Annotated in this window: 10 protein-coding genes and 1 pseudogene; all 11 read left to right on the top strand. The window is 52.0% G+C overall.

Features of this window, described 5'->3' with window-relative positions; all coding sequences use genetic code 11:
- The first annotated feature begins 552 nt into the window (after positions 1 to 552).
- Positions 553 to 1,950, top strand: a complete 1,398-nt coding sequence (locus TJ79_RS08375) for an ethanolamine ammonia-lyase subunit EutB (RefSeq protein WP_052339401.1) — start codon at positions 553 to 555, stop codon at positions 1,948 to 1,950.
- Positions 1,951 to 1,983: 33 nt separating this feature from the next.
- Positions 1,984 to 2,711 (top strand): annotated as a pseudogene (gene eutC, locus TJ79_RS08380) (ethanolamine ammonia-lyase subunit EutC).
- Positions 2,712 to 2,979: 268 nt separating this feature from the next.
- Positions 2,980 to 4,611 carry an amino acid permease gene (locus TJ79_RS08385; RefSeq protein ID WP_052339402.1) on the top strand — a complete coding sequence of 544 codons (1,632 nt, stop codon included), beginning with the start codon at positions 2,980 to 2,982 and terminating at the stop codon, positions 4,609 to 4,611.
- Positions 4,612 to 4,808: 197 nt separating this feature from the next.
- Entirely contained in the window at positions 4,809 to 5,198 is a 390-nt protein-coding gene (locus TJ79_RS08390) for an iron chaperone (protein WP_040949840.1), read from the top strand.
- A gap of 83 nt (positions 5,199 to 5,281) precedes the next feature.
- Positions 5,282 to 6,262, top strand: a complete 981-nt coding sequence (locus TJ79_RS08395; protein WP_040949841.1) for a substrate-binding domain-containing protein — start codon at positions 5,282 to 5,284, stop codon at positions 6,260 to 6,262.
- A complete protein-coding gene (locus TJ79_RS08400; protein ID WP_040949842.1) occupies positions 6,259 to 7,725 on the top strand; it encodes a sensor histidine kinase in 1,467 nt (488 codons plus the stop codon). The genes TJ79_RS08395 and TJ79_RS08400 overlap by 4 nt, the downstream gene beginning before the upstream one ends.
- Entirely contained in the window at positions 7,700 to 9,256 is a 1,557-nt protein-coding gene (locus tag TJ79_RS08405) for a response regulator (protein WP_040949843.1), read from the top strand. The genes TJ79_RS08400 and TJ79_RS08405 overlap by 26 nt, the downstream gene beginning before the upstream one ends.
- Positions 9,257 to 9,278: 22 nt before the next feature.
- Positions 9,279 to 10,421, top strand: coding sequence for a D-xylose ABC transporter substrate-binding protein (xylF, locus tag TJ79_RS08410; RefSeq protein ID WP_040949844.1), 1,143 nt, complete (start codon positions 9,279 to 9,281; stop codon positions 10,419 to 10,421).
- 816 nt (positions 10,422 to 11,237) lie between these two features.
- A complete protein-coding gene (locus TJ79_RS08415; RefSeq protein WP_040949845.1) occupies positions 11,238 to 12,347 on the top strand; it encodes a sugar ABC transporter substrate-binding protein in 1,110 nt (369 codons plus the stop codon).
- A 104-nt stretch (positions 12,348 to 12,451) separates the two neighbouring features.
- Complete coding sequence (locus tag TJ79_RS08420) at positions 12,452 to 13,972, top strand: sugar ABC transporter ATP-binding protein (RefSeq protein WP_040949846.1); 1,521 nt, start codon at positions 12,452 to 12,454, stop codon at positions 13,970 to 13,972.
- A gap of 11 nt (positions 13,973 to 13,983) precedes the next feature.
- On the top strand, positions 13,984 to 14,994 hold a 1,011-nt coding region (locus TJ79_RS08425), incomplete at its 3' end, for a sugar ABC transporter permease (RefSeq protein ID WP_040949847.1).

Below are 14,994 nucleotides of genomic sequence, written 5' to 3' on the forward strand. Positions count from 1 at the left end.
CTCTGAGGTGGGATCATTCTGCTGCTGAGAACGCGATACTCTGGGATTACGCCAGTCAGTTCGTTCAACGAGATGCAATTTCTGCAGCTTATTTTCGCAGAACCCCGGCTTTGGAGCAATAAGATGTATATACTGCATCTTATTTTCCCTCAACACGCTTGTTTTTGGGAAAGGCTGAGAATGTGATGCAGCTTTTGCAGTATAATGCCCGAAAAAGCGGATTTGGCTAAAATATACTGTAGTTTTTGCAGTCTATATCGCTCACCACCATTGCCGCTGGCAACTCATGCAGTTCAAGCTCCTAAAGTTCTTCCGGCAAGTGCACTTTCGAAGTTGATTCCATATTCTTGCCAACAGACGCAAGACCGTGCATAACGGTTTTGCGTTTTTTTTGTTGGCTGATCCAGGAATGCGTGAACGCTTGTCAATTTAATGTCATATTTTATTACAAATTATAAGAATATCTGGAATAATCGCCATTTTCATGTTATAAATAATAACATATAACGAACAAAAGAGCGGATGTAGCGGGTTGAGCGGAAAGGAGGAGCCATGAAAAGGTCTGTTTCAATCAAAGGCAGTACGTATACGTTTGCCGGTATGAAGGAACTGATGGCGAAGGCCAATGAGGAGAAGTCGGGAGACCAGTTGGCGGGCTTGGCGGCTGCGGATATGCGAGAGCGGGTTGCAGCGAAGTATGTGTTAGCAGACCTGACATTATCCGAGTTGCGGGAGAATCCAGTCATTCCCTTAGAGGAAGATGAGGTGTCACGGCTCATCGATGGCATGGTGTCGGATGATGTCTATCACGACATTTGTTCCTGGACGGTTGGCGAGCTGCGGGAGTATATCCTGCGAACAGATGTGTGGGGGGCGGAGTTGTACGAATTGTCCCGGGGACTGACCAGCGACATGATCGCTGCTGTGGCCAAGTTGATGAGCAACTTGGACCTGATCCAGGCGGCTTCAAAAATGGAGATTAAAGCAAGGTGCGTCACAACCGTGGGTGGAAAAGGAAATCTCGCTTCCCGTGCCCAGCCGAATCATCCGAAGGACAGCGTGCCGGGCGTGCTCGCCTCTCTTTATGAAGCGCTCAGCTATGGGATCGGAGATGCGGTGATCGGAATAAATCCTGTGATCGATGATCCTCATAACATCCGTGCCTTGCTGGAGGCTTCGAAAGAAGCCATCCGCAAGTGGGAGGTGCCGACGCAGAACTGCGTCCTCGGCCACGTGACTTCGCAAATGCAAGCTATCCAAATGGGAGCGCCGGCGGATTTGATATTCCAGAGCTTGGCGGGGACGGAGCGGGGGAACGCCTCTTTTGGTGTCAATATCGCTCTGCTTAATGAAGCGGATGCCCTCATTCATAGCATGGGAACCGCGCCGGGACCGAATCGCTGGTATTTTGAAACCGGCCAGGGCTCGGAACTGTCCTCGGAAAGCCACTGCGGTGTCGACCAATTGACTTTAGAAGCCCGCTGCTACGGTTTGGCCCGCCACTATAAGCCTTTCCTCGTCAACACTGTCGTCGGGTTTATCGGACCGGAATACCTGTACGACAGCAAGCAGGTGATTCGTGCGGGGTTGGAAGATCATTTTATGGGAAAAATGCACGGCCTGCCTATGGGTGTCGACGTTTGCTATACGAATCACATGAAGGCTGACCAGAACGATATGGATATTCTGGGTGTTTTGCTGGCATCGGCCGGCGTCCAGTTTCTCATCGGAGTACCGATGACCGATGACTGCATGTTGAACTATCAGTCTCTCAGCTATCACGATATCGCCGCCTTGCGGGAAACTTTGGGACTAAGGCCCGCGCCGGAATTTGAGGCATGGCTGACGAGGCTCGGGTTGATGGAAAACGGCCGATTGACGAAAAAGGCAGGGAACGCTGAAGTCTTCTCTGGCCGCGCCAATCATCAGCCGTTTCATGCAAACCTGTAAGACGAATTTGAAAAAAGGAAAGGAGGGGGAACGATGGCGACAGAGCTTTCAAGCTTAACGGATCCGGGAACCGCTCATTTGACGCCGGCGCGCATTGGCGTATCCCGCACTGGCACACGCCCACTAACTCGGACATTGCTGGAACTAAGGTGGGATCACGCCTGTGCTTTGGACGCCGTATACAGCGAGCTGGATTCGGATTGGCTAGCGCCTTACGGTATGGTCATGACGGAAAGCCGCTATGAGGCGAAAGAGATTTATTTAAAGAAGCCGGACATGGGAAGGTTGCTGACGGAATCGTCGGAAAACGCCATCGCGCGGGAATGTGCGTACAAACCGCAGGTGCAGATTGCCGTTTCCGACGGACTAAGCGCCAAAGCGGTTGAGGCGAATTTGCCGGTACTGCTTTCGGCGCTTGAAAAAGCGCTGGAGCAAGCGGGGCTTGAAGTTGGAACCCCGGTGTTTGTTAAAGGGGGCGGGTCGGCATCATGAATGCCATCGGCGACATCCTTGCGCCGGAATGTCTCGTGCTCTTGATCGGCGAGCGCCCCGGGCTTGCGACAGCGGAGTCTCTCAGCGCCTACATGGGATTCCAGCCGCGCCGCGGTAAAACCGATGCGGACCGGGCGGTGATCTCCAATATCCACCGGCAAGGCACGCCTCCCGAGGAAGCGGGAGAACTGATCGCCCGGCATTTAAAAGCAATCCTTGAGCGGGGCGGCAGCGGAGTGGGCATGGGATCGTGGAACGTGTCCATTTAAGTAACCAGACAAAGAGAGATTTTCCTGCAAAATGCGGAGGGAGTTCTATATAAAGTGAACGAAAGAAAGGGATGAAGGAACGGAGAAACCGATTGTTCTGGAAAAGCGTCAGCGGTCGCCTTTGCGATCAGATTCCTACCTTTATGGAGTTGTTTAATCAGGGAATCTGGTCGCAACAGCGACTCTCCAGAATAATCAGGTTTTGCAGTGACGGAATCCTTACACTCTTAAGTTCAACTTATATAGCAAATGATCGGAGGGGAACGGTATGGTTTATTTAGGTATTGTGCTCATTGCCGCGGCTGCAATCGTAATGATCAGTTTGGCGGTAAAAGCGGCGGGAAGCGTCAAACGCTCGAAAGGCATCGCGGGCGGGGATAACGAACTGAAGGCTTTCGGTTATAAACAGGAGTTGTTGCGGGATATGGGCGGTTTCTCCAACTTCGCCATCTCGTTCTCGATCATCTCCGTATTGACCGGGGCGGTGACGCTCTACGGTTTCGGCTTCAATCAAGGAGGCCCTGCGGTGATGGGGCTGGGTTGGCCGCTTGTTACGCTGTTTGTCTTGTTCATTGCCGCTTCCTTGTCCGAAATGACATCCGCCATCCCTACTTCGGGGGCGATTTATCACTGGACGTCCATCTTGGGCGGCAAAGGTTGGGGTTGGTTTTCCGCCTGGTTCAACTTGGTTGGTCAAGTGACGGTGCTTGCGGGCATCGATTACGGCTGCGCTGGTTTCGCTTCGTCGTTGATTTACGGCGAGCCGACCAAAGGACAGACGCTGACGATATATGCGGTCATTTTGCTGAGCCATGCGCTGATCAATCATTTCGGCATCCGCGCCGTCGCGAAAATGAACGACATCTCCGCACTGTACCATGTCATCGGCGTGGGCATCATCATCGGGGCTCTGGCTTACTTCGGGCCGGAGCAAAATGTCAGCTACCTGTTTGATACATCCTTCTCCGGCGCCACTACTAGCACAAGCCCATACTGGTTCTGCTTCCTCGTCGGCCTGCTGCAGGCGCAATGGACGTATACCGGCTATGACGCCTCCGCCCATACCAGCGAGGAAACGGTCGATGCAAAAATCCGCTCGCCTTGGGGCGTGTACCTGTCTGTTGCGCTCTCCGGCGTCTTCGGCTTCCTGATGATCGCTTTGGTCACGATTTCCATAAAAGATCCTTCCGCGGTAGCGGCAGCAGGAGGCAACGGGTTCATCGTCGCCATCGAACAGGCGATTGGCGGCGCCTTTGGCAGAGCCGTGCTGTGGATGGTCACGGCAGCGATGTGGTTCTGCGGCTTGTCCTCCCTCACTTCGGTCAGCCGGATGATGTTCGCCTTTGCGAGAGACGGCGGCCTGCCGCTGTCCCGTATTTTTAGCAAAGTATCCAAGCGGTTCCGCACCCCGGCTCCCGCCATCTGGATCGGCGCACTGATCGCCTTCCTGTGCGTGCTGGCGGCAAACGTGTACGCCCTTGTGACGTCACTCAGCGTTATCAGTCTGTACGCTTCTTACGGAATGCCGATCCTGCTCCGGCTGTATGCCCGTTTCAAGGGTGTCTGGACCGACAAGGATAACGGCCCTTGGTCTCTCGGGAAATGGAGCACAGCCGTTAACTTTATTTCCGTCGCCTGGATCGCCTTCGTCACGGTTCTCTTCGTTATTTCCCCTAGCGATGTCGCTTGGAGCGATACGTATACCTTGCACTATGCCACCGGAAAAGTGTTCGCCGGCGTGGTCGTGCTGCTGGTGATTTACTATACGCTCTATGCCAGACGCAGCTTTGCCGGCCCACATCTCGGCTCGTACCGGGAAATGCGGGAGCGGATGGCGAACCGTCCCATTTCGCTTCCGGCGGCGGAAGGTCCCGTTTTATCGCCGGACTCAGCCATTTGACCCTTCTGGCCTATTTGAACAAACGACGGTCGTTCCCTTTCATCGGGGATCGGCCGTTTTTTTGCATTCTGACAATCCTGCGAAGGAGAAAGGAGCCCGACAGCGAAGTAATAGGCGGGTAATGCTGTGCTGAACATTCCATCCTATAAAGCATAAGGCGATCTCATGGACGCCACAAAATAAGGAGGAGTAAGCGAATGGAACCGACCAAAGCCGCTTTTTCCAATATCGACGAATATATCGCACAATATCCGCCTGAGGTGCAGGAAGTACTGCAAACGCTCCGCAGCGTCATCAAAGAGGCAGCGCCTGGCGCGAAGGAGAAGATCAGCTACGGGATGCCCGCTTTTGAATTGAACGGAATCCTGGTCTATTTCGCCGCGTACAAAAAGCATATCGGTTTTTATCCCACCGCTAGCGGCATATCCCACTTCAAAGACCGGCTGTCGGCTTATACCGTTTCCAAAGGAACCGTGCAGTTGCCCATCGACAAACCGCTTCCATACGACCTTATAACGGAGATGGTGGAATTCCGCGCTGAAGAAAATCGCATGAAGGCGGAGAGCAAAATGAAAAAGAAACCATAACGCTGCCGATTCCGCAGATGATATGATGGATTCAGCCTATCAGATCCGCATATAAGCCTATTGGGGAAATGGAGATCATGCTCTTGCGAAAAGCAGTCACGATCATACTCGGCTTTGCTTGTCTCGTATTTTTGTATTTTACGATAGTGTCCGCCCATACCGCGTTTCGTTCCAGCAGCCAAATGCCGGGAGGCACCCAAGAAAAACAGTCCCAGTACCGCCTCGTGCTGATCACCCAGGAGCTGGAAACCCCTTTTTGGGACCAGGTCGGCGACGGCGCAACCAAAGAGGCACAGAAGGACGGAGCCAGCATCGAGATTTGGGGCAGCTACGGGAAAAATCAGGAGGATTTTCTGAAAAAAATCGAAATCGCCATCGACTCCCGGGTGGACGGCATTATCGTGCAGGGCCTAGACTCCGACGAGTTTAAAGAATTGACGAAGATCAAAGCGGCTTTTTACGGCATTCCGATCATAACGGTAGCCAATGACGTGCCGATGGCGGAAAGTTTGCGGCGGACCTATGTCGGCTCCGACCAGTACTTAGCGGGCAAGATGATCGCGAGGCAGCTTCTTGCTGATATGGGGGAGTCGGGCAAAATCATTCTCATGGGTGACAGCCGACAGGAATATTATCAACAGCAGCGGTTAAAGGGTATTTACGATGTGCTGGTGGGATACCCCAATGTCCATACGGAATATGCAGTAACCCCTGACACGAAGGAACCGCAGGTAATCGCCACGACTCAGGATTACATGAACCGGATGCCGGATGTGAAGGCTTTTGTGGCTGTTGACGCTAACATTGCAAGCGCTATGATTCAAGAAATTGGCAGAAGATCGCAAGTGAAGCCTTATTTTATCTATTCCTTCGACGATAGTCCGGAATCGCTTACGCTGTTCAAGCAAGGCAAACTGGACGGGATGATCGAGCAGCACCCTGAAGCCATGGGAAAAATCAGCGTAAGCCTCATGATTCAATGGCTGAAGAACGAAACGGTGCCGCTGAATACGGATGGCTATTTGACCGATATCCGGATGCTGAAAGCGGTGGATAAGCCATGAACAGCATTCAGAAGAAAATTTGGACCCTCGCCGCCGTCGTCCTGTTCATCATGGCCGCTATTTGGATCACCCTGACGTATTACAACCAAAAAACTCAAAATCAATACAACGATATTTTGCAGCGCTATTTGCGGATGAACGAAGTGACCAGCGCCAGCCAGGCGACAGTCGCGGCTCTCCATAACTACCTTCAGGAGCCGAACCCGCTCAATTTAGATCAATTGAACCGGGGCAAGGAACAGCTGCGTAAGGCAAGAGTCGATGTCCTCGATTTGAAGAATTCGGAGAACGATTTTGCTCTGACCAGTTACATGAACTTGATCGACAGTCTCGTGGAAACGACGGACCGCATCCTGATGTTCCAATCCGAGAAGGAAACCGAGGATTCCGCCAAAGCGTTTTCCGAGGCGCAGAACATCCAGAAATATATATCCGATATGACCCTGACTTTGCTGGATACGGAACTGAAGACGTACGACCGCTTTTATCGCGGCATCATCGAGCAGTCGGCAGCGCTCAAGAAGTTGGGGGTCTGGCTCTTGCTGCTGATTACAACTCTGCTGCTTTTATTCACCTATTGGTTCTCCCTCAGCATTACAAGACCGGTGCAGAAATTAACCCAGGCAGCGAAGGAGCTTTCCCGGGGCCGTTTCGATTTGCAGATCGAAGTGACGTCCAACGACGAAATTTCCTTTTTGGCCAAAATGTTCGACCGCATGCGTATCAACATCAACAATTTGATTTCGGAAATCCAGCAGAAGGCCCAACTGGAGAACGAATTGCAGCAAAGCAAGCTGCTTCTGCAGGAGAGCCAGCTCCGCAGTTTGCAGAGCCAAATCAACCCGCACTTTCTATTCAACACGCTGGATACCCTCTCCAAGAAAGCCTATTTGGAAGGCTCCGAGGAAACCAGCGATCTGTTGGCCAGCGTAGCAGGCTTGCTGCGGTATAACCTCAAACGATTGAACCGCTCGGTAACACTGTACGAGGAAGTCAAAGTGCTCAAGCAGTACATGGAAATCCAGAAAACCCGGTTTACCGACCGGCTGCATTTTATCCCAGATATCGACGAGTCATGCCTTTACGTTCAAATTCCCGGCTTGACGCTGCAGCCTATTGTTGAGAACGCTGTCATTCATGCGGTGGAACCGTCAGAGAATGGCGGCACCATCTGGTTCCGCATCGTCGATGACGATGATCGGGTGATTGTCGAGCTTGCCGATGACGGACCGGGGATGTCGGAGGAGAAGATCAAGATCATTTTGGAGGAGCGGCCCATTGAAATCGAAGGCCATTCCACTGGCATCGGCTTTAGCAATGTGGTGAAGCGGCTGCGGCTTTTTTATGGGACCCACGATATTATCGAGATTCATAGCGGAGCGGGGCTTGGAACGAAGGTCGTGATGAAAATTCCGAAGGCGAGGAGAAATGAACAGTATGATAAAGCTCCTGATCGTGGATGATGAACAGATCGAGCGGGAAGGGTTGCAGGCCATCCTGCAAAAGGGCTTTCCTGGAATCATCATCGAGCAAGCGAAAAATGGGCATATCGCCATCGAGTTAACGGAGCGGTTCCAGCCCGATTTGATCCTGATGGACATCAAGATGCCGGGCATGAGCGGGTTGGAAGCAGTGGAGCGGATCAGCACGGAGTATCCCGACATCAAGTTCATCATGGTCACGGCTTACGATAGCTTCGACTTCGCCCGCAAAGCGATCCGATTGGGCGTGAAGGATTACCTGTTGAAGCCGAGCAAAGCGGGGGAAATCATCGCCATCGTCGGCAAGGTGCTGCAGGAGATCGAGGAAGAGCGCAAGACCTTGGAAATGAACCGTTTCGAGCGGGATACGCTGCAGCGAGCACTGCAGGTGGTGGAGACCGATGTCGTCACCCAACTGCTTTTCGATCATGTCCATGAGGTGCATTTGGATGAACTGGTGGGACTCTTGGGCATCAAGGCGTCAAACGAGAAGTTTGCCATAATCGTCCTGCTGCCATCTGGCTCGGAAGGCTATTATTCGGCGGTAAAATCAAAGGTTCGTCAGACGGGGAGCGGCTGGGTCGGCGCTCTATACGGCAGGCAAATTCCGATCATTGTTTTCCGAGACCCGGAAAAATCTTTCCGCACTCAAGCGTTAACCCTGGCGCGGGAACTGCTGTCTGTCGCTAAGCCCGCGGCGGGCACCGGCTGGTTCGTTGGAATCGGCAGTCCCTACGATTCTCTGGATCAAATCCGCCAATCCTATCAGGAAGCGCAAATTGCCGCCATGGACTCGACCTTGCCTGTTAAGTACCGCTTTTTTGAGGATACGCCGGTTTTGGGGGTTGCCAAGGACGGCTATTCCGCGAAGCAGCTGGAGAAGCTTTTCTTTGAAAAGATACGTCTCGGAGAGTGGAACCAGGTGCATACGAATCTGATGGAATTCATCAGGAGGTATGAAAACGAAGGTGTCGACCTGCTGCAGGCCCAGCAGCGCATGCTGGAGCTGCTTTGGATCGCATCCCGGGTCCTTCTGGAGATGGGCGTCGAAGCCGAAATGCCTCTGTTCTCCTTTCAAGCTCAGGACTACCGGCAGTTATACGCGGAATCGAGCTTGCTGCTCGACCGTATGCGTGAGTCCTTCGCGGAATATTATGACCGGCTTGAACCGGACACGATCCAGCAGATCAAACAGTTCATTATCGAGCATTCCCATGAGGATATATCTCTGGAGACCATTGGTCGAAGAGTTGGCTTAAGCCCGTTTTATATCAGCAGCATGTTTAAAGATCAGTTGGGTATCAATTACATTGATTTTCTCACCGAATGCCGCATTGATCGGGCGAAGAAGCTGATGGGAGACCCGGACCGCAGCCTGAAGGAGATCACCTTTGAAGTCGGATACCATGATCCGAATTATTTCAGTAAGGTGTTTAAAAAAATGTGCGACGTCTCCCCCACCGAGTACCGGAAGACTCTCCTTGGCAAAAGAGAGAAACGGGAAGTTCAATAAAGTTGCGAAGGATGCGTTGTGAATGAAACGGGGTTTCAAGCAAGCCAATTGGACGGTGCTGGCGTTGACGCTGGTCTTGACCTGCCTGGTTTCGGCCTGTGAAGGAAACGGGACGAAATCGGCATCCGGCAATTCCCCAACACCTGCCGTAACACCAGCGCCGGAGCCGAGCAAGCAAGCGGAGTCAAAGGGGACGACTAGTCCCGAAGCGTCTTCGGAGCATAAGCGAATCAAAGTCGGTTTTTCCATGGACACCCTGTTAGAGGAACGATGGCTAAAAGACCGGGATATGTTTAAAGCAGCTGTGGAGGCGCAAGGCGCGGATGTCGAGGTGATGGCGGCTAACGGTGATGATGCCAAGCAGATTTTTCAAGCGGAAACGCTTATTAGCGACGGAGTCGATATTCTCGTCGTGGTTCCCCATAACGCGGAAGCTATGGCGGCAATTGTAAAAAAAGCCCATTCCGCCGGCATCAAGGTGCTGGCTTATGACCGGCTGATCAAGAACGCCGACGTCGATCTGTACGTTTCCTTCGATAACGAGAAGGTAGGGGAGCTGCAGGTGCAAGCCATCATGAAACGGGTACCGCAAGGAAAGTATGTTTATATCGGCGGTGCCGATACGGACAATAACGCCCACCTCTTTAAAAAAGGCGTATTCAACGTACTGCAGACCTTCATTGATCAAGGCGCTATTTCCATTGTCTATGACCAATGGACGAAGGATTGGACGCCGGCCAATGCCAAAATCAACATGGAGGACGCGATAAGCGCCAACGGCAACCGGATCGATGCGGTCATTGCAGCTAACGACGCGACGTCTGGCGCCATCATTCAGGTATTGGCCGCCCATGGCATGGCTGGAAAAGTGCCGGTAGCCGGAATGGATGCCGACTTGGCGGCTGCCCAGCGGATCGTCGAAGGTACCCAGACCATGACCGTATATAAGCCGATCAAGGTTCTTGCTACCAAAGCGGCTGAGCTTGCCGTTAAGCTGGCGAAGGGAGAAGATGTCGGCGCCGACCGTAAAGTAAACAACGGTAAAATTGAGGTGCCATCGGTGCTCCTCGCCCCCATTGCGGTGGACAAGTCGAATATCGACGAGACGATCATCGCCGACGGTTTTCACTCCAGAGACGAAGTTTACATGAACGTAAAAAAATGAATTGTCGTCGCACACCTAAGCCAACCGGACAATCCGGTTGGTTTTTATATGCCCCCAGTTCGATTGGGGGGTTAGGAAAGCTTAATGCGATGAGTGGGGAGTCCTTTGAATTCGATGATAAAGTGAATGTCGGTCTGCCAACCGTGCAAATGAAATCAAAGGTAAATAAAAGATGGATAAGAGCAGTCTCCTTAGGTTGAACCATTGAAACAAGCTGGAAGCGGAGAGTGAGTGGGTGAATACCTGCAAACATACCGTTATTGCTCTCCCCGTGAGGGAAGTTATTGCAAATACCCGCAATCCTGCAGTTATTTCGAGCCCAAACTCTTTTTTCGGAATCATTGGTCAAATATACCTGTACAATCGCAGGTATTTCTGCAAATGGGTCAGTTTTGCTGATAATAGCTGCATTTTCGCAGGTATTCGCCACAACGCTGATCCAAGCCCCACGCAGGATCATGTCCACATGCGGGTAGTATTTGAGAGTAGAACGAGCTCATTGATCCGTTTATGGGGGAGTCAGCCAAAAAAGGCAGGTAGTGTGTCCCCTTTAGGGGCAAGCCTGCGAACGTTCCGCGGTTGGCAGATCTTCAGTGCGCCTTTGAGGCGCTGTCTTGTACCATGCCCTTATAGAGCTGACGAAACCAACCGGATTCATCCGGTTGGTTTTTTTGCGTACAGGCATGAGCTTGGCAACTGCAAAAAAGTATAGATGGTCTTAAAAGAGTGCTACAGGATAGCGCTTTCATTTGGTTGTCCCGGTGATAAGATGGGTCTTGTCAGAAGCCAAACCAATTATTGAGAGGGGCAGATCAAATGAAAAAGGGGTTCAAAATCGTTTCGCTCATGCTGGTCATTGCGTTGTTTGCAGCCATGGCAGCTGCTTGCGGCAAAACGGGCAGCGGAAGCAAAGTAAGCGTCGGGATCGTATTGCCGACCAAGGATGAACCGAGATGGGTGCAAGACGAAACCCGCTTCAAAGATGCTCTGAAAGGCACGAAGTACACCACCGAAATCCTCTTTAGCCAAGGCTCCTCCGCTAAGGAAAAAGAAAACGTAGAAACCTTGATCAACAAAGGCATTAAAGTCCTGATCATCTGCCCACAAGACGGTGACGCTGCTGCAGCCGCAGCAGACGCAGCCAAAAAAGAAGGCATCAAGGTCATCTCTTATGACCGCTTGATCAATAAAACCGATGCTGTCGATTACTACGTCACCTTCGATAGTATCGCAGTAGGTGAAGCGCAAGCGAAATATTTGGTTGATAAAGTGAAAGGCCAAGGACAGCCGTTGTATCTGTACGCAGGCGCTGCTTCCGACAACAACGCGTTCCTGTTCTTCGAAGGCGCATGGAACGTGCTGCAGCCGAAGATCGCCGACGGTACCTTCAAAATCGCCAACTCCAGCGAAGCTATCGCTTTGAAAGACAAAGCGAAGCTGACCCGTGAAGAAATGAGCAAGATCATCAGCCAAGTCACCACCAACTGGGATGCTAACGAAGCTAAGAACAAGGCTCAAACCCACTTGACTGCAGCCGCAGCCGACATGAAGGGCGACGTATCCATCCTTGCTCCGAACGACGGCACCGCCCGTTCCATCGCCGACGTATTCGGCGCCGACAAAGCTGTGAAGAGCTATGTGGTCACCGGCCAAGATGCTGAAAAAGCTTCCGTGCAATACGTCATCGACGGCAAGCAATCCATGACGGTATTTAAAGATGTTCGTACCCTCGTAAAAGACGCCATGGGTATGGCCGTTGACATCCTCGACGGTAAAACGCCGACAACCACCGGCGAATACGACAACGGCAAGAAAAAAGTGCAAGCCAAGCAAACCCCTGTTATCGTCGTTGATCAAGCCAACGTGAAGAAAGCACTCATCGATTCCGGTTATTATACCGCGGGCGACTTCAAAAACCTGAAATAATCATCTAAACGAATATTGAAAGCATCGAACGGACGGAATCGTGATAGAGTCATCTATCACGATTCCGCAATTGTAAGACTTGTTTGGTTAAGGAGTGCATAACGATGAGCGATAACATTTTGGAAATGCGGCAGATTTCCAAAGAATTCACGGGCGTCAAAGCGCTCACCGATGTTAATTTCAAGGTTGAAAGAGGCGAGATTCACTGCCTAGTAGGTGAAAACGGTGCCGGCAAATCCACACTGATGAAGGTGCTGAGCGGCGTCTACCCCCATGGAACCTATTCCGGCGACATCGTGTTTGAAGGGCAGGTTCAAAACTTCGCCAAGATCAGCGACAGTGTCAAAGCCGGCATTGCCATTATTTATCAGGAGCTCGCTTTATTTCCCGACCTGACGGTATATGAAAATATTTACGTAGGCAATGAAGTAAAACGCAGCGGTGTTGTGGATTGGAACCAGACCATCGTCCAAGCGCAGCAAATGCTGCAGAAAGTGAAGCTGAATGTAAATCCGGAATCCTTGATCAAAGATCTGGGCGTGGGCAAGCAGCAGCTTGTGGAAATCGCCAAAGCGTTAAGCAAGAACGTCAAGCTGCTCATCCTGGATGAGCCGACGGCAGCGCTGAACGAAAACGACAGCGAAAACCTGCTCCAGCTGCTGCGCGAACTGAAACATCAAGGCATCACCTGCATCATGATCTCCCACAAGTTGAAGGAGGTCATCGCCATTGCGGATAAAGCCACCGTGCTCCGAGATGGGCGGACCATTTGCACCCTCGATGCGGCGAAAGGCGAAATCTCCGAAAACGTGATTATCAAAAACATGGTCGGCCGCGAGATCGACGACATTTATCCGAAACGGCTAGACCAAACCTTTGGCCACACGGTCCTTGAAGTCCAGGATTGGTCCGCCTACGATCCGCAGTTGGGCCGCCATGTGGCGAAGGAAGTCAATTTCCACGTTAAAAAGGGAGAAATCGTCGGATTGGCCGGTTTGATGGGCTCGGGACGAACGGAACTGGCGCTTAGCATCTTCGGCAATCCGAAAGGGTACAAACTTCAGGGCGAACTGTTGATGAACGACGCTCCGGTTTCCTTTTCCCATACGAGCGACGCCATTAAAGCAGGAATCGCCTACGTAACGGAAGACCGGAAGGGTGACGGGCTGTTTTTGATTCAGGATATCAAAAACAATGTCTCCATCGCCAATCTTCATTCGATTTCGTCCCGCGGCGTCATCAACGATAACGAAGAAGTGAAAATCGCCAATCATTATAAAAGCTCGCTTACGGTGAAGGCGCCGTCCATCGAGCAAATCGTCGGCAATCTGAGCGGCGGCAATCAGCAAAAGGTTTCGCTAGGCAAGTGGCTGTTCGTCGGTCCGAAGCTGCTCATTTTGGATGAGCCGACCCGGGGCATCGACGTCGGCGCCAAGTTCGAAATCTATACGATCATGAACAAACTGATTCGCGAAGGCATGAGCATCATCATGATCTCCTCCGAGCTGGGCGAAGTGCTGGGTATGAGCGACCGCATTTACGTCATGGCCGAAGGCCGTATCAAAGGGGAATTATCCCAGGCGGAAGCCGATCAGGAAAAAATCATGCAACTCGCAACGCAATAGGAGGAACACCTATGAAATCCAAGATTAACATTCGCGAATACGGCATGTATATCGCCCTCATCGTCATTATGGTTGTCTTCACGATAATGACCGACGGTTTGTTCATGTCTTCCCGTAACATCAGCAACATGCTGGATGCCACCGGCTATATCGCCGTTCTCGCGGTGGGCATGACTCTCGTCATCGTCATTCGACATATCGATTTGTCGGTAGGGTTTGCCGCCGGTTTTCTCGGCGCCATCGCCGCCATCCTGCTTTCCCAGGCTGGGGTGCCGGTGTACTTGACGGTTCCGATCATCCTCGTGCTTGGTATCGTTGTCGGCATGTTCAACGGGGTGCTCGTCGCCTCCGTCGGAATTCCCGCTTTCGTTTCATCCCTGGCTGGGATGCTGATTTTCCGGGGAGCTCTGCTGCAAGTGACGGAGAAAACGGGGACGATTATCGTCAGCGACAAATATTTCAACGCTCTCGGCAACGGCTACATCCCCGAAATCGCCAACGTAGGCGGCCTGAATTTGCTTTCTTTGATTTTAGGCTTATTGGCGATACTCGTGTACATCTACTTCGAATTTTCCAAACGCAATAACAAGCTGAAATACCAGTTCGAGGTCGTGTCCAAAAGCATATTCACCTTGAAGCTCGTGTTCGTTTCCGCTATTATCGCTTACATTACCTGGATCATCGCCGGATATAACGGTTTTTCCTGGACGGTCATCATCATGTTGGCTGTGGTCATCATCTATCACTTCCTGACGACGAAGACCGTGCTTGGCCGGCATATTTACGCCGTCGGCAGCAACCCGGAAGCCGCTCATCTGAGCGGGATCAACGTCAAGAAGATCACCTATATCGTCTTCGGCTCCATGGGCTTGCTGTCGGCCCTGTCCGGCATCCTGTACACGGCGCGTTTGCAATCGGCGACGACCACCGCCGGTACGCTGTTTGAACTTGACGCCATCGCTGCGGCATATGTCGGCGGCGTATCGGCGGCAGGCGGCGTCGGCAAAGTCACGGGCTCCATC

Origin of the sequence: Gorillibacterium massiliense (genome assembly GCF_000455485.1) — a bacterium.
Lineage (GTDB): Bacteria > Bacillota > Bacilli > Paenibacillales > NBRC-103111 > Gorillibacterium > Gorillibacterium massiliense.

Coding starts and splice junctions, on each gene's coding strand:
- xylF (WP_040949844.1), top strand. CDS start 9,279: ATGAAACGGGGTTTCAAGCAAGCCAATTGGACGGTGCTGGCGTTGACG.
- TJ79_RS08385 (WP_052339402.1), top strand. CDS start 2,980: ATGGTTTATTTAGGTATTGTGCTCATTGCCGCGGCTGCAATCGTAATG.
- TJ79_RS08375 (WP_052339401.1), top strand. CDS start 553: ATGAAAAGGTCTGTTTCAATCAAAGGCAGTACGTATACGTTTGCCGGT.
- TJ79_RS08390 (WP_040949840.1), top strand. CDS start 4,809: ATGGAACCGACCAAAGCCGCTTTTTCCAATATCGACGAATATATCGCA.
- TJ79_RS08400 (WP_040949842.1), top strand. CDS start 6,259: ATGAACAGCATTCAGAAGAAAATTTGGACCCTCGCCGCCGTCGTCCTG.
- TJ79_RS08415 (WP_040949845.1), top strand. CDS start 11,238: ATGAAAAAGGGGTTCAAAATCGTTTCGCTCATGCTGGTCATTGCGTTG.
- TJ79_RS08405 (WP_040949843.1), top strand. CDS start 7,700: ATGATAAAGCTCCTGATCGTGGATGATGAACAGATCGAGCGGGAAGGG.
- TJ79_RS08420 (WP_040949846.1), top strand. CDS start 12,452: ATGAGCGATAACATTTTGGAAATGCGGCAGATTTCCAAAGAATTCACG.